The 19,893-nt window shown below is 75.1% G+C and carries 20 protein-coding genes; 11 read left to right on the forward strand and 9 right to left on the reverse strand.

From position 1 onward, the window contains the following. The first annotated feature begins 58 nt into the window (after positions 1-58). A complete protein-coding gene (locus ACFY3J_RS06180; RefSeq protein ID WP_384181257.1) occupies positions 59-520 on the forward strand; it encodes an SRPBCC family protein in 462 nt (153 codons plus the stop codon). 2 nt (positions 521-522) lie between these two features. On the opposite strand, the gene ACFY3J_RS06185 is transcribed toward ACFY3J_RS06180, so the two are convergent. The 3 genes from ACFY3J_RS06185 to ACFY3J_RS06195 form a co-directional block, all read right to left on the reverse strand. Then, positions 523-1,401, reverse strand: coding sequence for a fructosamine kinase family protein (locus ACFY3J_RS06185; protein WP_390840386.1), 879 nt, complete (start codon positions 1,399-1,401; stop codon positions 523-525). Continuing rightward, a complete protein-coding gene (locus ACFY3J_RS06190; RefSeq protein ID WP_390840387.1) occupies positions 1,398-1,862 on the reverse strand; it encodes a low molecular weight protein-tyrosine-phosphatase in 465 nt (154 codons plus the stop codon). The genes ACFY3J_RS06185 and ACFY3J_RS06190 overlap by 4 nt, the downstream gene beginning before the upstream one ends. Positions 1,863-1,955: 93 nt before the next feature. Then, the gene (locus tag ACFY3J_RS06195; protein WP_384181263.1) at positions 1,956-2,624 is read right to left on the reverse strand and encodes a lipoprotein; all 669 of its coding nucleotides are present in this window, start codon (positions 2,622-2,624) and stop codon (positions 1,956-1,958) included. 488 nt (positions 2,625-3,112) lie between these two features. Here ACFY3J_RS06195 and ACFY3J_RS06200 point away from each other — a divergent pair, with 488 nt between their 5' ends. Further along, positions 3,113-3,643 (forward strand): hypothetical protein, encoded by a 531-nt coding sequence (locus tag ACFY3J_RS06200; protein ID WP_384181310.1) that lies wholly within the window; start codon positions 3,113-3,115, stop codon positions 3,641-3,643. A 778-nt stretch (positions 3,644-4,421) separates the two neighbouring features. Here ACFY3J_RS06200 and ACFY3J_RS06205 read toward each other — a convergent pair. Together ACFY3J_RS06205 and ACFY3J_RS06210 are read right to left on the reverse strand one after the other, a co-directional pair. Next, positions 4,422-6,020 (reverse strand): glycerol-3-phosphate dehydrogenase/oxidase, encoded by a 1,599-nt coding sequence (locus ACFY3J_RS06205; RefSeq protein ID WP_390840388.1) that lies wholly within the window; start codon positions 6,018-6,020, stop codon positions 4,422-4,424. Beyond that, the gene (locus ACFY3J_RS06210; RefSeq protein WP_384181267.1) at positions 6,017-6,634 is read right to left on the reverse strand and encodes a TetR/AcrR family transcriptional regulator; all 618 of its coding nucleotides are present in this window, start codon (positions 6,632-6,634) and stop codon (positions 6,017-6,019) included. The genes ACFY3J_RS06205 and ACFY3J_RS06210 overlap by 4 nt, the downstream gene beginning before the upstream one ends. A gap of 131 nt (positions 6,635-6,765) precedes the next feature. Between ACFY3J_RS06210 and ACFY3J_RS06215 the strand changes: the two genes are divergently transcribed. Further along, complete coding sequence (locus ACFY3J_RS06215) at positions 6,766-8,361, forward strand: FAD-binding oxidoreductase (RefSeq protein WP_390840389.1); 1,596 nt, start codon at positions 6,766-6,768, stop codon at positions 8,359-8,361. Between the two features lie 75 nt (positions 8,362-8,436). Then, on the forward strand, positions 8,437-9,318 hold the full coding sequence (locus ACFY3J_RS06220) for a YegS/Rv2252/BmrU family lipid kinase (protein WP_390840390.1): 882 nt from the start codon (positions 8,437-8,439) through the stop codon (positions 9,316-9,318). 56 nt (positions 9,319-9,374) lie between these two features. Here the strand turns inward: ACFY3J_RS06220 and ACFY3J_RS06225 are convergent, their stop codons facing one another. Beyond that, a complete protein-coding gene (locus ACFY3J_RS06225; protein WP_384181273.1) occupies positions 9,375-9,740 on the reverse strand; it encodes a transglycosylase family protein in 366 nt (121 codons plus the stop codon). Positions 9,741-9,976: 236 nt separating this feature from the next. Between ACFY3J_RS06225 and ACFY3J_RS06230 the strand changes: the two genes are divergently transcribed. From ACFY3J_RS06230 to hypE, 7 genes are all read left to right on the forward strand, one after another. After that, positions 9,977-11,686: an enoyl-CoA hydratase-related protein gene (locus tag ACFY3J_RS06230; RefSeq protein ID WP_390840391.1), complete on the forward strand. Its 1,710-nt coding sequence runs from the start codon at positions 9,977-9,979 to the stop codon at positions 11,684-11,686. Continuing rightward, on the forward strand, positions 11,683-12,282 hold the full coding sequence (locus ACFY3J_RS06235; protein WP_390840392.1) for a hydrogenase maturation protease: 600 nt from the start codon (positions 11,683-11,685) through the stop codon (positions 12,280-12,282). The genes ACFY3J_RS06230 and ACFY3J_RS06235 overlap by 4 nt, the downstream gene beginning before the upstream one ends. 66 nt (positions 12,283-12,348) lie before the next feature. Then, positions 12,349-13,122: a hydrogenase nickel incorporation protein HypB gene (gene hypB, locus ACFY3J_RS06240; RefSeq protein ID WP_384181279.1), complete on the forward strand. Its 774-nt coding sequence runs from the start codon at positions 12,349-12,351 to the stop codon at positions 13,120-13,122. Next, positions 13,119-15,491, forward strand: a complete 2,373-nt coding sequence (gene hypF, locus ACFY3J_RS06245; protein ID WP_390840393.1) for a carbamoyltransferase HypF — start codon at positions 13,119-13,121, stop codon at positions 15,489-15,491. Before hypB ends, hypF begins: the two co-directional genes overlap by 4 nt. A gap of 73 nt (positions 15,492-15,564) precedes the next feature. Then, entirely contained in the window at positions 15,565-15,897 is a 333-nt protein-coding gene (locus ACFY3J_RS06250) for a HypC/HybG/HupF family hydrogenase formation chaperone (protein WP_384181283.1), read from the forward strand. Continuing rightward, entirely contained in the window at positions 15,897-17,057 is a 1,161-nt protein-coding gene (gene hypD, locus ACFY3J_RS06255; RefSeq protein WP_390840394.1) for a hydrogenase formation protein HypD, read from the forward strand. The genes ACFY3J_RS06250 and hypD overlap by 1 nt, the downstream gene beginning before the upstream one ends. Positions 17,058-17,142: 85 nt before the next feature. Then, positions 17,143-18,132: a hydrogenase expression/formation protein HypE gene (hypE, locus tag ACFY3J_RS06260; RefSeq protein WP_384181312.1), complete on the forward strand. Its 990-nt coding sequence runs from the start codon at positions 17,143-17,145 to the stop codon at positions 18,130-18,132. Positions 18,133-18,201: 69 nt separating this feature from the next. Here the strand turns inward: hypE and hypA are convergent, their stop codons facing one another. From hypA to ACFY3J_RS06275, 3 genes are read right to left on the reverse strand one after another with little or no spacing between them, the layout of a single operon-like run. Beyond that, a complete protein-coding gene (gene hypA / locus ACFY3J_RS06265; protein ID WP_384181288.1) occupies positions 18,202-18,561 on the reverse strand; it encodes a hydrogenase maturation nickel metallochaperone HypA in 360 nt (119 codons plus the stop codon). A 48-nt stretch (positions 18,562-18,609) separates the two neighbouring features. Next, positions 18,610-19,206, reverse strand: coding sequence for a DUF5947 family protein (locus tag ACFY3J_RS06270; protein ID WP_384181290.1), 597 nt, complete (start codon positions 19,204-19,206; stop codon positions 18,610-18,612). Continuing rightward, entirely contained in the window at positions 19,203-19,799 is a 597-nt protein-coding gene (locus ACFY3J_RS06275; protein WP_390840395.1) for a NifU family protein, read from the reverse strand. Before ACFY3J_RS06275 ends, ACFY3J_RS06270 begins: the two co-directional genes overlap by 4 nt. Positions 19,800-19,893: the final 94 nt, after the last annotated feature.

Here is a 19,893-nt window from a genome sequence, read left to right on the forward strand (position 1 = left end):
CCGTCCTGTCTCCTCCGGTCTGTCCCGGATCCGGGTGCCGCATGTGTACGTTGCTGCCATGTATGCCACACGGGTTTCACGGCGGGTGCAGGCGTCTCCCGCCGCCGTCTACCGGGCCCTCACCGACCCGGACGCGGTGGCGGGATGGCGCGTCCCCGACGGCATGACCGCTCATGTCCACGCGTTCGACGCCCGTGAGGGCGGCACGTTCCGGGTGTCCCTCTCGTACGACGAGCCGGGCGCCCGGGGCAAGTCCGGTGCCCGCACGGACACTTACCGCGGGCACTTCGCCCGGCTCGTGCCCGATCGGCTGGTGGTCGAGGTGCTCGCGTTCGAGACCGACGAGGACGCCCTGCACGGCACGATGACGATGACCACGTCACTGACCGAGGTGGACGACGGGACGGAGGTCGTGATCGTGCACGAGGGTGTCCCCGACGAGGTGCCGCGCGCGGACAACGAGCTGGGGACGCGCATGGCCCTGGACAACCTCGCCCGGCTGGTGGAGGGCGCCGGGTAGGGTCACCCGCCGGCGCCGCGGGCCGCGGCGACCGCCTGTTCGGCGTACCCGCGTCCGAAGAGCACCGTGTGCACCAGCAGCGGGAAGAGCTGGTGCAGTCCGACGCGGCCGGCCCAGCCGTCGGCGAGCGGCGCGACCTGCTGGTATCCGTCCAGTACGCGGTCCAGGTGCGGGCAGCCGAACAGGTGCAGCATCGCCAGGTCGGTCTCCCGGTGCCCGCCGTGCGCGGCCGGGTCGATCAGCCAGACCTCGCCGTCCGCGCCCCACAGCACGTTGCCGTTCCACAGGTCGCCGTGGAGTCGCGCGGGCGGTTCGGCGGGACCGGTCAGTTCGGGCAGCCGTTCCAGTACACCTTCGATCACGGCCGCCTCGGCGGGGCGCAGGGTGCCGTCGTCGACCGCGCGGCGCAGGTAGGGGAGCACCCGGTGCTCGGCGTACCAGCCCGGCCAGTCGGCGCAGGGAACGTTGCGCATCGGCGCGAGCCCGATGTACGCCTCCCGCGGCCCGCCGGGCGGAGCGGCGCCGAACGCGGGCGCCCCGGCGGCGTGCAGGGCGGCCAGATCACGGCCGAACCGCGCCGCCGCCCCTGGACTGGGCCGACCGGGTGGAACCCGGTCGGTGACCAGCCAGCGGCGGTCGTGGCCGTGCACGGCGGGGACCCGCACCGCGCCCGCCTCGGCGAGCCAGCGCAGCCCCGCGGCCTCGGCGAGCACCGCCTCCGGATCCTCATCGCGCTTGACCACGACCACCGCGCCGTCGTCGAGGGTCACCTCGGTGGGGTTCGCCGCCGACGGGCTGCGACCGGTCGCCGCACGCCCGGTCAGCCGGGCGGCCGCGGCAGCGGGATCCTCGCCGGAGCCGGAGGGCGGTCGGCCGGTCACGCGGGCAGGCGCTCGCGCACCCAGTCGAGCAGGCCCGGGGTCGCGGCCTCGATCATGGCCAGCGCCTCCTCGAACCCTTCCGGGCCGCCGTAGTACGGGTCGGGTACGTCCAGGTCCCCGGTCGCGTCCGGGTCGAAGGAGCGCAGCAGCCGCACCCGGGACGGGTCGTCGACGAGCCGGCGCAGCGCCTTCTCGTGACCGCGGTCCATGGCCAGCAGCAGGTCGGCGTCCAGGTGCTCGGCGCCGACCTGGGCGGCGACGTGCCGGACCGGGTAGCCCTTCCGGGCCAGCACCTCACCGGCCCGCTCGTCGATGGCCTCCCCGGCGTGCCACGGGCCGATGCTGGCGCTGCTGACCCGGACCTCGTCCGTGAGCCCCGCCCGGCGCAATCGCTCGGCGAACACCAGCGCCGCGGACGGCGATCGGCAGATGTTCCCGCTGCAGACGAAACAGATGTGCACGGCCACCAGAGTACGGGCCCTCTCCGGGAACCGCCGACGGGACGCCGCACCCCGGAGACCGGCCGGCCCGGTCCGGCGACCCGCGTCGGAGGCTCAGGCGCCGCGCAGAGTCCGCCTGGCGAGTTCGTAGGCGGGGAGCATCTGTTGGTGTTCCTCGGTGTCCATGCCGCCGAGGTGCAGGACCACGGGGCCCTGGGCCGTGCCGACGGCCAGGGCGCGTTCCTTCTTCGACTCGTCCAGCAGCTCGCTCGTACGCACGTACTCGACTTCGGCGCCTTCGAGCCCGCCCGCCGTGAACGAGCGGTACGTCTCCTCGCTCACGTCCTCCTCGGCGGCCACGAAGGCCCGCAGTACCGTTCTCGCGTCCCCCGCGCCCGGGGGGCCGGTGAACACGCGGAGGAAACCGATGTGCCCCGCGGGCTTGGCGTCGACCTCGCACACGGTGGTCACCGGGCCCTGGCGCAGCAGCGCGTCCACGACCTCCTCGCCGGCGGGGGAGTCGCCTGCCGCCGTCGGATCCACCGCCACGGCCTTCCAGTCCTCGGCGATGTCGAAGGTGACGGGAAGCTCGCACACCGAGCCCCGGGCGCCGATCGTGCCCCCGCTGCGGGCGGCCGCGCCCGTCGTGCCCGTCGCTTCCGTCGCCCGTACGGTGGAGGCGCCCTCCCGCGGCGCCCCCGAACACGCCGTCAGTGCCCCGCCCAGCAGCAGTGCCACCACAGTGACCGAACCCCGCCACGCCGTCCCCGCCCGAACCCGCACCGCAATCTCCCCTCCCTGCCGGTGCGTCACTGTAATCGGTGGCGGCCCAGGACCGTTGCGGTCCGAAGGCCTGAGCGGCCCCGCCTGAGTACGCGGTCGGGGTGGTCGGCGCGGTCGGGGCCGGACTGCGGGGTTCACCCCGTCGTTGCGTGCCGCATGCGCCGGTCTCCGCACCGTGAGAGATCGACAGGACCGATGCCCGTTTCGGGGCCTCTGTTCACCTGACTCGCCGGTGCGAGCCCATGCCCGCCGACCCCGCGCACCACCCACGGTGTCCTGGGCGCGGACGGCAGGCGCTCGGCGGCGGCCCACGGCCGGCGACAGGCGGCCCGGAAGGCGACCGGCGCCCTGCACGGCGACTCCCGTCGCATGCGCATGTGGCGGAAGCCACGCCCCGGAGGCGGCCTGGGTCATACTGCTCGGCCTGGGGCGCGGACTACCGTTTCACGCAGTCCTCTTTGTCCGTGAACGGCTCGAACGGCCCGGCAGTGCACGAAGATCTCTCCCCGCTCATCGCGGCGACCACCCATTGGCTGACCAGCGCGTACCCGGCGTCCGGCGGCGCGCTGGCCTCCGCCCTGTGCGAGGCGCAGGCGCGCCAGGCGGTGACGGCCGCGGCCCGGCTGCGCTATCCGACGCCGATGGACGCCGCGCTGGTGATGATGTCCGGCCCCGGAGGCTCGGCCCGCCTGGACTGGATCGCCGGCGCGGACGGCGTCGACACCGACGACCCGGACGCGTACGCCTGGCGCACCTGGGTGGACGAGGTCGTGCTGAGCTGGGCCGCCTGCCTGCTCACCGACCCCGAACTGGCCGCGCGCGCGGTGGACGCGCTCACCGAGGCGACCGAACCGGCCTCCACGCCCCCGGAGTTCCGCCGCCTGGTCGCCCCCGACGACGGCGACCGACGGGCAGCGGCCCTGCTCCGTCACCCCGACCTCCTCGCCCCGGTCTCCACCCTCCACCACCCCCAACTCCTCGCCCGCCTCGAAGAACAGGGCGAGGCCTTCGCCGCCTGAGCCGGCACGGCCTCTGGCAGGCCAGGGCGTCCCTGGCACTGACTTGCCGGTCTCCGGTACTGACGGACACGCTGCCCGCGCCAACGAGCGCGCCTGGCGCGGACGGTCGCGGTCCTGATGACAAGGCCGCGCCGACGCCGACCAGCGCGGTGCCGGCCTGCATGGGTGTCCCTGGCGCCGGCAGGCGCGGCGCCGGCACCGATGGGGCCCTGCCCGCCGCCTTGCCGGTCCGGGCACGAGCGGGCGGTGTCTTGGCGCCGAGGGGCGTTGCCGGCTCCGACCTGCGTGGTTCAGGCGCCGGCGGGTGTTCCTGGCGCCGTCCACGGCTTCGGGTGCTCGCGGGTGTCCTTCCGGCGCTGACGAGTGGGGTCCTGGCGGCAACTCGTGCTGTTTCGGCGGTGACTGGCGCGGCCCTGGCGCCGACCTGTCGGGGCGGGCGTCGGCGGGTGTGGCCCGGCGCTCATGGGCGTGGCTCTGGCATCGGAGGGCGTCGCCGGCGCTGAGTCGGGTGGCCCTGGCGCCGACCGGTGTGCTGCCGGCACCGGTGGGCGAGGCTCTGGTGCGGACGCGGGCGGGCCGGCGGCCCGGCGGTCATTGGGCGCACGGGCGGGGTGCCCGGCCGGCCTCCGGGCCGCCGCCCCGCGCCGCCCCGCCGACATCGTGTGTCCCGCCCACTCAGGACTCGGCCCCACTCACCGGCTCCCGGCCGACGGGCCGCGCGCCGCGATTCCGAGGGTGCCGCGGCCCGTTCGACCGGCGTCCCGCGTCGACCGCCGGTTCACCGGGAACCCAGGGTCTCGCCCAGCACCTCGCGCGCGGCCTCCAGTGCTGTCGTGCGGTCGGACGGTACGAGGCCGATTCGGGTGCGGCGGTCCAAGAGGTCGGACTCGTCGAGGGCGCCCTCCTGGCGTACGGCCCACAGGAGTTCGGCGCGGGTGGCGGGGTGGCCCTCCAGCACGGGTGCGCGCAGGTGTGGGTCCCGGGTGCCCAGGGCGTGGACGGCCGGCGCCTCCGTGCCGTAGCGCCGGACCAGACGGTGCGGGGCCCGGAGCGCGGCGAGGATCCGCGGTGACGCGGCGCCGACGAGGGGGAGGGCGGCCGTGGGGGAGGGCCCCGCGCCGAGTCCGTGCGTGGCGACGGCGGTGTCGACGGCGTCCTCGGCCATGCGCCGGTAGGTGGTGAGCTTGCCGCCCACCACGGTGACCACACCGTCCGGCGAGGTGAGCACCGCGTGCCTGCGGGAGATGTCCGAGGTCCGGGGCGCCGAGGCGGACCCGGTCGCCGGCGTGGTGTCCAGCAGGGGACGCAGGCCCGCGAAGGCGCCGGCCACGTCGTCGCGGCGTATCGGCACGTCGAGGGCGGAGGCCAGCACGTCGAGCAGGAAGCCGACGTCGGACTCGGGGACGTCCGGCACGTCCGGGACGTCGCCCTCGACGGGCTCGTCGGTGAGCCCGACGTAGACCCGGCCGTCGTCCTGCGGCAGGACCAGGACGAAGCGGTTGGTCTCCCCGGGGACCGGGATGTGCAGTCCGGCCGGCAGGGGACCGAGCAGGCCGGGACGCAGCACGAGGTGGGTGCCGCGGGAGGGCCTGATCCGGATGCCGTCCACCAGACCGCCCGCCCACACTCCGGAGGCGTTGATCACGGCGCGGGCCCGGATCTCGCCCTCCTCGCCGGTCAGTTCGTCACGCACCCGGGCCCCGTAACCGGTGAGTTCCAGGGCCCGGACCCGGGTCAGGACGCGGGCGCCGCGTCCCGCCGCCGTACGGGCGATCGCGGTCACCAGGCGGGCGTCGTCGGTGAGCCGCCCGTCCCAGGACAGCAGACCGCCGCGCAGCCCGGTGCCGCGCACGGCGGGCGCGAGATGGCGGGTCTCCACGGCGGACAGCCTGCGCGGCACCGGCAGGGTGGCGCGGGCGGTGCGCGCCGCCAGCCGCAGTCCGTCGCCCGCGCGGAAGCCGGCCCAGGCCAGGGCGGCCTGGCCGCGCGGGACCAGCGGCGTGAGGGGCAGGACGAACGGCTGGGCGGCGACCAGATGGGGCGCGGTGCGTTCCATCAGCACGCCGCGTTCGACCGCGCTCTCGTGGGCGACGTCGAACTGTGCGGAGGCGAGGTAGCGCAGTCCGCCGTGGACGAGTTTCGAACTCCAGCGGGAGGTGCCGAAGGCCAGGTCGTGGGCGTCGATCGCGGCGACGCTCAGCCCGCGCGCCGCGGCGTCCAGCGCGGCCCCGGCGCCGGTCGCGCCGAGACCTACGACCAGGACGTCCACGGCCGGACCGCCGACGGTCCGGGCCAGTTCGCGGGCGCGGCGGGCGGCGGTGAGCGAGGTGCCCGGATCCGTGTGCGCGGGGACGGCCGGGTCGTTGCCGAAGCTCATGGCGTCAGGGTCCTCTCCAGGATGGTCCGCAGTTCCGCGAGGAAGGCCTCGCCGTCCAGTTCGGGTTCGTCCTCCTCGGTCATGGTGCGCAGTGACAGCGTGAAGGACTGCACGACCAGCAGCACGGACCGAGCCTGCCGCTCGGTGTGACCGGCGCGCACCGACCCGTCGGCGTGGCCCTCGCGCAGGTGGTCGGCGAGCAGGGAGAGCAGGGCCACCTGGCTGGCTCCCCGGCGGTCCAGCACATAGGGGAGCAGCAGTTCGGGGTCCACGTCGACGATCTTGCGGAAGAGCGGGTGGGCGCGGAACGCCCTCACCCCGGCCACGAGCCCGTCGACGATCAGCGTGCGCGCGTTCGTCCCGGGCCTGCGCTCCGGCATCGCCCCGACGGCCACGGCGATCCACTCCCGCGTCATCAGATCGCCGACGAGGGACCGCACATCGGGCCAGCGGCGGTAGAGCGTCATCCGGGACACGCCCGCGCGGCGGGCCACGTCCGTCAGGGTCGTACGCCGGACGCCGACGGCCAGGACGCAGTCGCGCACGGCGTCGAGTACGGGATCACCGTCCGAGTGGTCCGGCCGGTCCGAACTGTTGTGACGAATAGGCGTCATGTGTCACAGTGTAACGCGCCCTGCGGTCGCGTCACGGCGCACCGCGGAACACGGACCCAGAACACGCCACACAGAACACAGCACTCGGAACAAGGCACCCCTTCTTCGACACGACCGGTGAGGAACACCCCATGGACATGCTGTGGAGCGGCTGGGGCGACCCGGCCAGGGCCACGCCGCTGCCCGAGCCGGTGACCGGACTCCTGCGCGACCTGCTCGGCGTCAAGCCCCGCGAGGCCGGACCGGTCACCCTGGAGGAGATCCGCGTCCCCGCCTCGCCCCTGACCGCGGACGCGCTCCGCGCCCTGGGCGAGGCCGTGGGCGACGAGGCGCACGTCCGCACCGACGCCGAGTCCCGGATCCGCCACACCCGCGGCAAGTCCACCCCGGACCTGCTGCGCATCAGAGCCGGCGACGTCACGGACGTCCCGGCGGCCGTGGTGCTCCCCGCGGACCACGACGACGTACTCGCCGTGCTGCGCGCCTGCGCCGCCCACGGCCTGGCCCTCGTTCCCTTCGGCGGCGGCACCTCCGTCGTCGGCGGTCTCGCCCCCGAGCGCCGCCGCCCCTTCGTCGCCCTGGACCTGCGCCGCATGAACCGGCTGCTCGCCCTGGACCCGGTCTCCCGCACCGCCACCCTGCAAACGGGCCTGCGCGCCCCGGACGCGGAGGCGCTGCTGGCCGAACACGGCTTCACCCTCGGCCACTTCCCCCAGTCCTACGAGTGGGCCACCCTCGGCGGGTTCGCCGCCGCCCGCTCCAGCGGGCAGGCCTCGGCCGGCTACGGCCGCTTCGACGACATGGTGCTCGGCCTCACCCTCGCCACCCCCGAGGGCACCGTCGAGGCGGGCCGCGCCCCGCGCTCGGCGGCCGGACCCGACCTGCGCCAGCTCGTCCTCGGCTCCGAGGGCGCGTTCGGTGTCATCACCTCGGTGACCGTGCGCCTGTGCCGCCTCCCGCAGACCCGCGTGTACGAGGGCTGGCGCTTCGCCTCCTTCGAGGAGGGCGCCGCCGCCCTGCGACGGCTCGCCCAGGACGGGCCGCGCCCGACCGTGCTGCGCCTGTCCGACGAGACCGAGACCCTGATCGGCCTCGCCCAGCCCGACGCCATCGGCGCCCTGGACGGCCGGCAGGGCACCGGCTGCCAGGCGATCGCCGGCTACGAGGGCACCGCGGAGGACACCGCCCACCGCAGGCGACGCGCCGCGGCCGTGCTGCGCGAGTGCGGCGGCACCCACCTGGGCGAGGAGCCGGGGGAGCGCTGGGCCCACGGCCGCTACGCGGCGCCCTACCTGCGCGACTCCCTCCTGGACGCGGGCGCGTTCGCCGAGACGCTGGAGACCGCCGCGTTCTGGTCCCGGATCCCCGGGCTGTACGCCTCCGTCCGCGGGGCGCTGACCGCCACGCTCACCGAGTCGGGCACCCCGCCCCTGGTGATGTGCCACATCTCGCACGTCTACGAGAACGGCGCCTCGCTGTACTTCACCGTGGTCAGCGCCCAGGGCGACGACCCGGTGGCGCACTGGGCCCCCGCCAAGCGGGCCGCGAACGAGGCCGTCCTCACCGCGGGAGGCACCATCAGCCACCATCACGGCGTGGGCACCGACCACCGCGACGGATACGTCCGGGAGGCCGGACCGCTCGCCATCGAGGCCCTGCGGGCCGTCAAGCGCCGGCTTGACCCCGACGGACTGCTGAACCCGGGCGTTCTGCTGCCCCTCGACTGACCCCGGCTGCCCCCCGGCCGACCCCGGCCCGTACCGCCCGCGACCGCCCCTCTTTCCGTCCCGGAGGCCCCACCGATGCGACAGTTCACCGCCATCGTCAACCCCACCGCGGGCGGATCCGCCGGGGCCGCGGCGCTGCTGCGGGTGGCCAGGCTGCTCCGGGAGGCAGGCGCCGGAGTGGAGACCGAGTACAGCCGCAGTCTCACCCATGCCCAGGACCTCGCCCGCCTGGCCGGGGAGCGCGACCGCGTCGTGCTCGCCGTGGGCGGCGACGGCATCGCGGGCGGCATCGGCGGAGCCCTCAGCGGTACCGGCACCCTCCTGGGCCTGGTCCCGGCGGGCCGCGGCAACGACTTCGCCCGCGCGCTGGAACTGCCCGCCGATCCGGCGGAGTTGGCCCGGATCCTGCTGCACGGCGCCCCGCGCCGCGTCGACACCATCGAGGTGGAGTCGGCCGCGCACCCGCGCACCGTCGTCCTCGGCAGCGTGTACGCGGGCGTCGACGCGCTCGCCAACCGGCACGCGAACAACTCCCGGCTGCTGCGCGGCGCCGCCTCCTACTACGCGGGCGGGCTGCGCGCCGTGGCCACCTGGCGGGCGGCGACCTACCACGTCACCGTCGACGGCGAGGAGCACACCCACCGCGGCTACACCGTGGTGGCCGCCAACTCCGCCTACTACGGCTCCGGTCGCATGATCGCGCCCGGCGCCCGCGTCGACGACGGCCTGCTCGACGTGGTGATGATCCGCGAGGCGCCGCGCCGGCTCTTCTTCGCGCTGATGAACGAGCTGAAGTCGGGCGCGCACGTCGAGCGCCCCGAGGTGCGGATCCTGCGGGGCAGACGGATCCGTGTCGCCGCCGACCGCGAGGTGCCCTATGGCGCCGACGGCGAGGTCGAGGCGGTCCTGCCCGTCACGGCCCGCGTGCTGCCCGGCGCGCTCTCGGTGCTCTGCTGACCGCCCGTCGACTCAACCGGCGTTCCGGGAGCGGCACTTGGACGGCCGAGGTGCCGTCAGGTGCAGCCCCACGCCGACATCCCCTGGAGGACGGCCAGCCGCCCGGCCACCCTGATCTGCTGTCTGCGCGAGGCCAGGTCCGCGCGGCGCGCGTACTTCAGCCCTCCCGCGGCGATCCAGCTGGACTGGCGGAACTGGAGCCCGCCGTAGTACCCGTTGCCGGTGTTCGCCTTCCAGTTGCCGCTGGACTCGCACGCGGCGATGGCGTCCCAGTCGGGACCTGGACCGACGGCCGGGAGCGCCGTCGCCTGGGGTCCGCCGGCCAGTGCCGCGGTGGTCGCCGCGGCCAGCAGGGTCCCGCGCAGCGCGCGGCGGCGAGGGCGGTGGCCGGGGGCCCTGTCGATGTTCTGCTGACAGATCATACGCAGACTGTTACATCATATGATCGGAAAGTAGTGAAGTGACGCGCCGGGTGCCTGGCCGCCGGGTCGCTGTCGGCCGGTGGGTCCGTGACTGCGCCTGCGAGACGGATCGGTGCAACGCGATCCGGATGGAGGAGGAGATCTGACGCGGACGGCGGACGGGGTCTGGCGCAGACGGACGAACGCCCCGCCGGGTTCCTTCCCGGAGCCCCGTGAACCGGACACCATGCCGCATCATGGACATTCTGCTCGTCGTCAGCGCGTTCAACAGCCTGTCGCAGCGCGTCTACGCCGAACTGGCGGACCACGGCCACCACGTCGACGTCGTGCTCGCCGCGCCCGGCCCCGACGCCGTCCGCGCCGCCGTCGCCGAGACGAACCCGGAACTCGTCATCGCGCCGATGCTCAAGACCGCGCTGCCCGACGACGTGTGGCGGGAGCACACCTGCCTCGTCGTGCACCCCGGCCCACCGGGCGACCGAGGCCCCTCCGCGCTGGACTGGGCGATCGCCGACCAGGTGCCCGACTGGGGCGTGACGGTCCTCCAGGCCGAGGCGGCGATGGACGCCGGCGACATCTGGGCGGCCATGCCGTTCCGCACGGAGCCGGTCGGCAAGAGCGACCTGTACCGCAACGAGGTCTCCGACGCCGCCGTGGCCGCCGTACTCCTGGCCGTACGGCGCTACGCCGAGGGCTCCTTCAAACCGCTGCCGCAGAGCGACCCCACCACCCACGTCGTCTGGCGCGGCTTCCTGCGCCAGGAGCGCCGCCGCGTCGACTGGGAGCACGACAGCACGGCGACCGTGCTGAACAAGCTGAGAGGCGCCGACTCGCAGCCCGGAGTCCTCGACGAACTCCTCGGCCGTGAACTGTTCCTGCACGGCGGTCACCCGGAGGACCAACTGCGCGGCCGCCCCGGAGAACTGCTCGCCACGCGGGCGGGAGCGGTGTGCCGCGCCACCCGGGACGGCGCCGTGTGGATCCCGGAACTCAGGCCGCGCAAGAACTCCGGCGACCCGGCCCCCTTCAAGCGCCCGGCCGCCTCGGTCGTCGGCCCGACCGGTCTCCCCGAGGCGCCCGTACCGCTCGAACTGCCCCCGGGGCGGCGCACCTGGACCGACATCCGCTACCGGCAGCGCGGCGACGTCGGCTTCGTCACCTTCTCCTTCCCCGGCGGCGCGATGAGCACCGACCACTGCCGCAGGCTGCTCGCCGCCTACCGCCACGCCCTCACCCGCTCCACCCCTGTACTCGTCCTCGGCGGCGCCCGCGACTTCTTCTCCAACGGCATCCACCTGAACGTCATCGAGGCGTCCGACGATCCGGCCGCCGAGTCGTGGGCCAACCTCAACGCCATGGACGACCTGGTCGAGGCGGTGCTGCACACCACCGACCGGCTGGTCGTCGCCGCGCTCGGCGGCAACGCCGCCGCGGGCGGCGTCATGCTCGCCCTCGCCGCCGACGAGGTGTGGTGCCGCACCGGCGCCGTACTCAACCCGCACTACCGCAGGATGGGCCTGTACGGCTCGGAGTTCTGGACGTACACCCTGCCGCGCCGGACCGGCACCGGGACGGCCGGGCGGCTGACCACCGAGGCCCTGCCGGTGAGCGCCGCCACCGCGCACGGCCTGGGCCTGGTGGACCGTCTCGTGCCCGTTCCCGCGGGGGAGTTCACCGCCGAGGTCGACCGCATGGCCGCCGGGCTCGCGGACGCGCCCGACCTCGGCCGGCGGATCGACGCCAAGATGGCGGCCCGCGCCCGCGACGAGGCGGTACGGCCGCTCGCCGACCACCGGCGCGCCGAACTCGCCCGGATGCGCGACATCTTCTTCGACCCCACCGCCCCCTACCACGCGCTCCGCTCGGCATTCGTCCGCAAGCTGCCCGGCGCCTGCGCCCGCCCCCTGTCCGCGACCGGCGCCCCGCTCACCGGAGGCACCCGATGACGCCGCCCGGCACCCGGCTCCTGGTCGCCGGCGTCGGCAACATCTTCCTCGCCGACGACGCCTTCGGCCCCGAGGTGATCCAGGCCCTCGGCTCCCGCCCGATGCCGGCCGGGGTCCGGGTGCGGGACTTCGGCATCCGCGGCCTGGACCTCGCCTACGAACTGCTGGACGGCTACGACACGGCCGTCCTGGTCGACGCGGCGCCGCGCGGCCACCGGCCCGGCACCCTGTCCCTGATCGAGGCGGAACTCCCCGGCGCCGAGGCCGGCGCCGCGGCCCCGCCGGAGGCCCACGGCATGGACCCGGCCAAGGTGCTGGCCCTGGCCGCGCACCTGGGCGACGGGCCGCTCCCGCGCGTCCTCGTGCTCGCCTGCGAGCCCCAGGTGCGGCCACGCGGCGACGAGGACATCATGGCCGGGCTCAGCGACCCGGTGCGGGAGGCCGTCGCCCCGGCGGTCGAGGCCCTGCACACCATGGTCCCGGTGCTGCTCGCCGACCCCGCGGCCACCCCGCCGTTGGTCCGCACGGAGGAATCCGCCCCCGCGCACACGGCTGCGCTCCCGCACCTCGCCTCCGAAGGGGCCGAAGATCGGTGAGGGGCCCCGCAACCCTCCCCCGTCCTCCCCGCCCCCGCCCCTGAACCGACCCCGAGGAGCAGCGCCATGTGCCGGTCCGTCGACGTCAAGCAGGCCGTCCTCGCCAAGAACGACGACCTCGCCGCCACCCTGCGCGGCGACCTGGCCCGGCAGGGCGTGGCCGTCGTCAACCTGCTGTCCAGCCCCGGCAGCGGCAAGACCGAACTCCTCGGCCGGGTGCTGGCCCGCGCCGTCGAGCGGGGCGTCCCGGTGGCCGCCCTGACCGCGGACCTCGCGACCGAGAACGACGCCCGCCGGCTGGCCCGCTCCGGCGCCCCGGTGCAGCAGGTGCTCACCGACGGACTCTGCCACCTGGAGGCCCGGCAGGTCCGCACCCGGCTGGAGGGCTGGCTGCCCGAGGACACGGCGGTGCTGTTCGTGGAGAACGTCGGCAACCTCGTCTGCCCCGCGTCCTACGACCTCGGCGAGACCCTGCGGATCGTGCTGATGGCGGTGACCGAGGGCGAGGACAAGCCGCTGAAGTACCCCACCGCCTTCGGCTCCGCCCACCTGGTCCTGGTCACCAAGACCGACCTGGCCGAGGCCGCCGGCTTCGACGAGACCGCCTTCCGCACCCATGTGCGGCAGGTCAACCCCGGGGTGGAGATCGTACGGACCTGCGCGCGCACCGGCGACGGCGTCGACACCGTCCTGGACCGAGTGCTGGCAGCCCGTGACGGAGCCCCGCAGCACCGGCCCCCGCTCACCCCGCACCCCCACGGCCACGACCACGCCGCCGACGGTGAACAGGCCCACGACCACCACACGCAACCGCACCCGGCGACCACCCACGCCTCATGACCGCACCCGTCACCGGCCCGGTGCGCCGCCGGCTCACCGTGCGCGGCACCGTGCAGGGCGTGGGCTTCAGGCCCTACGTGCACCGCCTCGCCGCCGACCTGGCACTGGCTGGCTTCGTGAGCAACACCGCCGCCGGCGTGGTGATCGAGATCGAGGGCCCGCCGGACGACGTCACCCGCTTCTGCGACCGGCTGGCCCGGCAACCGCCCCCGCTGGCCGCCGTCACCGGCATCGGACTGGAGGACCTTCCCGCCACCGGCGCCACCGGCCCGTTCGCCATCCGCGCCACCGAACACTCGCCCGGACGCACACATCTCCCGCCCGACACCGCGACCTGCGCCGACTGCCTGCGCGAACTCGCCGCCCCGGGCGACCGCCGCCACCGGCACCCGTTCATCACCTGCACCCACTGCGGCCCCCGCTTCACCATCGCCACCGCCATGCCGTACGACCGCGCGGTCACGACCATGGCCGGGTTCCCGATGTGCCCCGCCTGCGCCCGGGAGTACACCGACCCCGACGACCGGCGCTTCCACGCCCAGCCCGTGGCCTGCCCCGACTGCGGCCCCCGGCTGCGCCTGGTCCCCCCAGCGGGCAGCAGGCTCCGCCCGGTCGGGGACACGGGCGCCCTCGCGGCGGCCCGGGCCCTGCTCGCCGCCGGACGGATCGTCGCCGTCAAGGGCGTCGGCGGCTACCACCTGGCCTGCGACGCCGCCGACACCCGCGCCGTCGCCACCCTGCGGGCGCGCAAGGAACGCGGCGGCAAGGCCTTCGCCGTGATGTGCGCCGACCTCGCCGCCGTCGAGCGGATCGCCGACCCCACCGACCGCGAGCGGGCCACGCTCACCAGCCCGACGCGGCCCATCGTCCTGCTGCGCCGGCGCGCACGGCCGGACGGGCTCCGCCTGTCCGACGAGGTGTGCCCCGGCAGCCCCCACGTCGGTGTGATGCTGCCCTACACCCCCGTGCACACCCTGCTGTTCGGGCTGCCCGGCGATCCCCCCGGTCCGCGCGTGCTGGTGATGACCAGCGGCAACCGCTCCGGCGAACCGATCGTCACCGACGACGAGGAGGCGCTGACCCGGCTCGCCGGGCTCGCCGACGCCTGGCTCGCCCACGACCGGCCCATCGCCTCCCCCTGCGACGACTCCCTGCTGCGGGTACGCCCCGACGGCACCGAACAGGTGCTGCGCCGCTCCCGCGGCTACACGCCCCGCCCGCTGCGCCTGCCGCTCGCGGTGCGCCCCGCGCTCGCCGTGGGCGGCGACCTGAAGAACGTCCCGTGCGTCGGCGACGGGGACCAGGCCTGGTTCGGGCCGCACATCGGCGACATGGGGGACCTCGCCACCCAGGAGGCCGCCCGGCGGGCGGAACGGCACCTGCTGCGCCTGACCGGAGTGACCCCCGCCCTGGTCGCCGCCGACCGCCACCCCGGCTACCACTCGGCCCGCTGGGCACGCCGCCGCGCCGCCGGACTCCCGCAGCCGGAGCCCGTACTCGTCCAGCACCACCACGCCCACATCGCCTCGGCGATGGCCGAGCACGGCCTCGACGGCACCACGCCCGTCATCGGCGTCGCCTTCGACGGCACCGGGTACGGCGACGACGGCACCGTCTGGGGCGGCGAGTTCCTGCTCGCCGACTACACCGGCCACCGCCGCTTCGCCCGGCTGACCCCCGCCCCGCTGCCCGGAGGCGACGCGGGCGTGGCCAACCCCTGCCGGCTCGCCCTGGCCCGGCTGTGGGCCGCGGGACTGCCCTGGGACCCCCGCCTGCCCAGCGTCGCCGCCTGCGCACCCGACGAACGGTCGCTGCTCCGGCGGCAGTTGGAGCGTGACCTGGCCTGCGTGCCGACCTCCAGCACGGGCCGGCTCTTCGACGCCGTGTCCTCCCTCGCGGGCGTGTGCCACCGCGCGGGATACGAGGCGCAGGCCGCGCTGGAACTGGAGGCGGCCGCGACCCTGGCCCGGGACGCCGACAGCGCGGCGTACCCCTTCGCCATCACCGAAGGCCCCGGCCCCCTCGGCTGCGACCCCGCGCCCATGCTGCGGGCGCTCCTCGACGACCAGCGGCGCGGCACCCCGTCGCCGGTCCTCGCGGCCCGCTTCCACCGGGGCCTCGCGCGGGCCGTCGCGGAGATCTGCCACCGCGCCCGCGCGGCCACCGGCCTGACCACCGCCGTCCTCAGCGGCGGTGTCTTCGCCAACGGCTTGCTGGAGGACGAGTGCGCCGCGCTGCTCACCGCGGACGGCTTCACCGTCCTGCGCCACGGCGAAGTCCCCCCGAACGACGGCGGACTGGCCCTCGGGCAGCTCGTGGTCGCGGCACACGGGCGGCACCACCGGCGGCGCCCGGAAGCCGCCGTATGAGCCGACCGGGCCGGGACCCGCGCGAGAGCCGCGGGGCCGGCGGACGACAGACAGCGACGAGACGGAGTGACCCATGTGTTTGGCAGTGCCCGGCAAAGTCGTGGCCATCGACCACCGTGCCGACCCGCTCACCGGTCTGATCGACTTCGGAGGGGTGCAGAAACAGGCGTGCCTCGAGTACCTGCCCGATGTGCGGGTGGGGGAGTACGTGATCGTCCACGTCGGGTTCGCCCTCCAGCGCCTGGACGAGGAGTCGGCCCGTGCGTCCCTGGAGCTGTTCGAGCAACTGGGGCTGCTGGAAGAGGAGTTCGGTGACGCCTGGGTACAGGCGGCCGAGCAGGCCGGCGACCCGGCCCCGCAAGCGCCCGGGGCCGGGGAACGCGAGAAGAGCGGGAGTGAGGCCTGATGAAGTACATCGACGAGTTCAACGACCCCGGTCTGGCCCGGCGGCTGCTGGACGAGATCCGCGCGACGGTCACCCGGCCGTGGGCGCTGATGGAGGTCTGCGGCGGGCAGACCCACTCGATCATCCGGCACGGCATCGACCAGCTGCTGCCCGAGGAGGTCGAGCTGATCCACGGCCCCGGCTGCCCGGTGTGCGTGACCCCCCTCGAAGTCATCGACAAGGCACTGGCGATCGCCGCCCGCCCCGAGGTGATCTTCTGCTCGTTCGGCGACATGCTGCGGGTGCCGGGCACCGACCGGGACCTGTTCCGGGTCAAGGGCGAGGGCGGGGACGTACGGGTGGTGTACTCGCCGCTCGACGCCCTCCGGCTCGCCCGCCGGCACCCGGACCGGCAGGTGGTGTTCTTCGCCATCGGCTTCGAGACGACCGCTCCCGCCAACGCCATGGCCGTGCACCAGGCCCGCCGCCTGGGCCTGGACAACTTCAGCCTGCTGGTCTCGCACGTCCGGGTGCCACCGGCCATCGAGGCGATCATGACGGCCCCGGCCTGCCGGGTGCAGGGCTTCCTCGCCGCCGGGCACGTGTGCAGCGTCATGGGCACCGCCGAGTACCCGGACCTGGCCGAGCGGCACCGGGTGCCGATCGTGGTCACCGGCTTCGAACCGCTGGACATCCTCGAAGGCATCCGCCGGGGCGTCCACCAACTCGAGCGCGGCGAGCACCGGGTGGAGAACGCCTACCCGCGCGCCGTGCGCGAGACGGGCAATCCGGCCGCTCTGAGCATGCTCCAGGAGGTCTTCGAGGTCGCCGACCGGTCCTGGCGCGGCATCGGACGCATCCCCGCCAGCGGCTGGCGGCTGTCCGACGCCTACCGCGCCTACGACGCCGAGCACCGCTTCGACGTCGGTGGCATCCGCACCGAGGAGCCCGCGGTGTGCCGTGCGGGCGAGGTCCTCCAGGGGCTGATCAAGCCCACCGAGTGCTCCGCGTTCGGCACCACCTGCACCCCGCGCACCCCGCTCGGCGCCACCATGGTCTCCAGCGAGGGCGCCTGCGCCGCCTACTACCTGTACCGCCGGATGACCGGGCAGGCCTCACCGGGCGCCCCGGCGCCGCAGGGCTCCCGCATCCCGCAGGAGGAGATGAACCCCGTTGGCTGAACTGGCTTCCGCGGCGGCCGACGCCCCCGTCGACCCGGCGAACTGGACCTGCCCCGCCCCCCTGCGCGACCAGCCGGTCGTGGTGATGGGCCACGGCGGAGGCGGCGCCCTGTCCGCCGAACTGATCCAGGACGTCTTCGCCCCGGCCTACGGCAACCCCGTCCTCGCCGCCATGGGCGACTCCGCCGTCCTCCACCTCGGCGGCACCCGGCTGGCGTTCTCCACCGACTCCTACGTCGTCAGGCCGCTGTTCTTCCCGGGCGGCAGCCTCGGCGACCTGGCGGTCAACGGCACCGTCAACGACCTGGCGATGAGCGGCGCCCGGCCCGCCTACCTCTCCGCTGCCTTCGTGCTGGAGGAGGGCGTGGAACTGTCCGTGGTCGACCGGATCGCGCGCGCCATGGGCGCGGCCGCCGAAGCCGCGGGCGTCACCGTGGCCACCGGCGACACCAAGGTGGTGGAGGCCGGACACGGTGACGGCGTGTACGTCACCACCGCCGGGGTCGGTGTCGTCCCCGAGGGGGTGGACATCCGCCCGCAGCGGGCCCGGCCGGGCGACGCCGTCATCGTCAGCGGCCCGATCGGCCTGCACGGCGTGGCGATCATGAGCGTCCGGGAGGGCCTGGAGTTCGGCGTCGAGGTCGCCAGCGACACGGCGCCCCTGGGGGACCTGGTGGCCGCCATGCTGGCCGTCACCCCGGACATCCACGTGCTGCGCGACCCCACCCGGGGCGGTCTCGGCGCCTCCCTCAACGAGATCGCCCGCGCCTCCGGCACCGGAGTCCGGCTGCGTGAACGCGCCATCCCCGTCCCCGAGGCGGTCGCGAACGCCTGCGGATTCCTCGGCCTCGACCCGCTGTACGTCGCCAACGAGGGCCGGCTCGTCGCCTTCGTGCCGCCCACCGAGGCGGAGGCCGTCCTGGAGGCGATGCGTGCCCACCCGCAGGGCGGCGGAGCCGTGCTCATCGGCGAGTGCGTCGCCGACCATCCCGGCATGGTGGTCGTCGCCACCGGCCTCGGCGGCACCCGGGTCGTCGACCTGCCCCTGGGGGAGCAACTGCCGCGCATCTGCTGACCCGTAGGGACGGACGGCCCCGCCGGTGCGTCGTGCACCGGCGGGGCCGTCCGGCCGCCTGGCGGCCCGTCAAGGCGCCGGCGACGGCGCGGGCTCGATGGCGGTGATCTCCAACTCCCGTCCGCTGCGCAGGTCCCGCGACGGACGATCGCAGTGCGGGCACCAGAAGAACGGGGGCATGCCGACCGGGAACTCCGTGTCGCACGGGACGCAGTAGGCGTGCGCGGTCACCTGCTCGACGACGAGCCGGGCCCCGGCCAGGGCGGTGCCCTCCCGGGCGACCTCGAAGGCGAAGCTCAGCGCGTCGGGTACGACCCCGGCCAGCTCGCCCACCCGCACCGTCACCACAGAGACGGCGCCCGTCCCCTCGGCCCGGGCGGCCTCGCCGGCCTGTTCCACGATGGCGGTCGCGATCGACAACTCGTGCACGTCGGTCAGCTCCGATCGGCCAGTTCCGTTCGGTCAGTTCTGTCTCGGTCAGTTCTGTTCGGTCAGCTCCGCGAAGAACTGCTCGACGGCGGGCCACACCCGGGCCCCGCCGGACATGCCCCGCCACTCGCGGCGGACCACGGCCAGCATCCGGAAGCAGTCGTCGACGGGCACGATCCAGTGGTGGTCCAGGCCCTGGACGGTGTTGACGAGCAGCGCCTCCACATCGGGCTCCATGGAGGCGAGTTCGGGGGACCGGGTGGTCAACCGCCGCCAGGCCGCCGCGTCCACCTCCCACCGCATGGCACCCGCCGGGCTCGGGCCCTCCGCGGTGACCGTGCCGTCGGCGCGCGGCACGAAGAAGACCAGACCGACCGGCACCCCCAGCGCCGCCGTGTCGACGCGCGGAAGCCGCACCCGGCGCCGGGGGACGAGCCGGTAGTGCCCGCCGCCCGCCCCGTCCTCGGCGAAGAGCACCGAACAGGGGCCGCAGGCGCACCGCACCTCGGCCTCGGCGGTGTCGTAGAGGTGGCGGTGGTCCTCGGGCACCGGCGCGGCGCACAGATCGCACACCTCGCCCGGTGCCGCGGAGGCCCGGCCGGCCGAGGAGCGGATGAGGCGGGCCAGCGCTCCGTCCCCGGTCACCGTGGCCCCTGCGAGCGTGGCGCACCCCGGCGCGCGAGCGTCTCCAGGGGAACGAACGCGGGAGCCGTCTGCCGCTCGGACGCACCGGGCACCGCCTCCACCGCCGCCAGTTCCGGAGCGGCGGCGAGCACGGCCGCACGGACGGCGCCGGTCACGTCGTCCGTGGCGCCGCCGCACCCGGAACCGCACCCGCCGCCGCCCGTGGTCACCCGCACCCGGGCCACCTGTTCCTCCAGGCCCATCCACTCGACGTCGCCGCCGCGCTCCCGTACCGCCGGGCGCAGCCGTTCGACGGCGCGCGCCGCCCGGCGCTCGGCCGGCTCGGGGTGGATCTCGTGCAGGACCAGCAGGTGGCCCACCAACTCGTCCTCGGCCAGACGCGCCGTCAGTTCACCGTCCGCGCGGTCGAGGACGCGGCCCAGCGCCTCGCCGTAGACCTCGGTCAGCAGCCGCACCGCCTCCAGGGCGGACCGCACGGTCGGCCCCGGAGCGGACTCGAGCCCCGCGAGGAGTTCGTCGAGCCGGGCGAGCCGCGCCTCCACGTCCGGGTCCGCGAGCCGGCCGGACCGGGCGTCCTGCTCCGTGTCAGGCATGTTCGGCTCCGTAGGTGGGGGTGTGGGTGGTGGTGAGGGTTTTGCCGTTGCCGAGGTACATGTGGACGCCGCAGGGGAGGCAGGGGTCGAAGCT

This window comes from Streptomyces sp. NPDC001231 (genome assembly GCF_042896885.1).
Classification (GTDB): Bacteria; Actinomycetota; Actinomycetes; order Streptomycetales; family Streptomycetaceae; genus Streptomyces.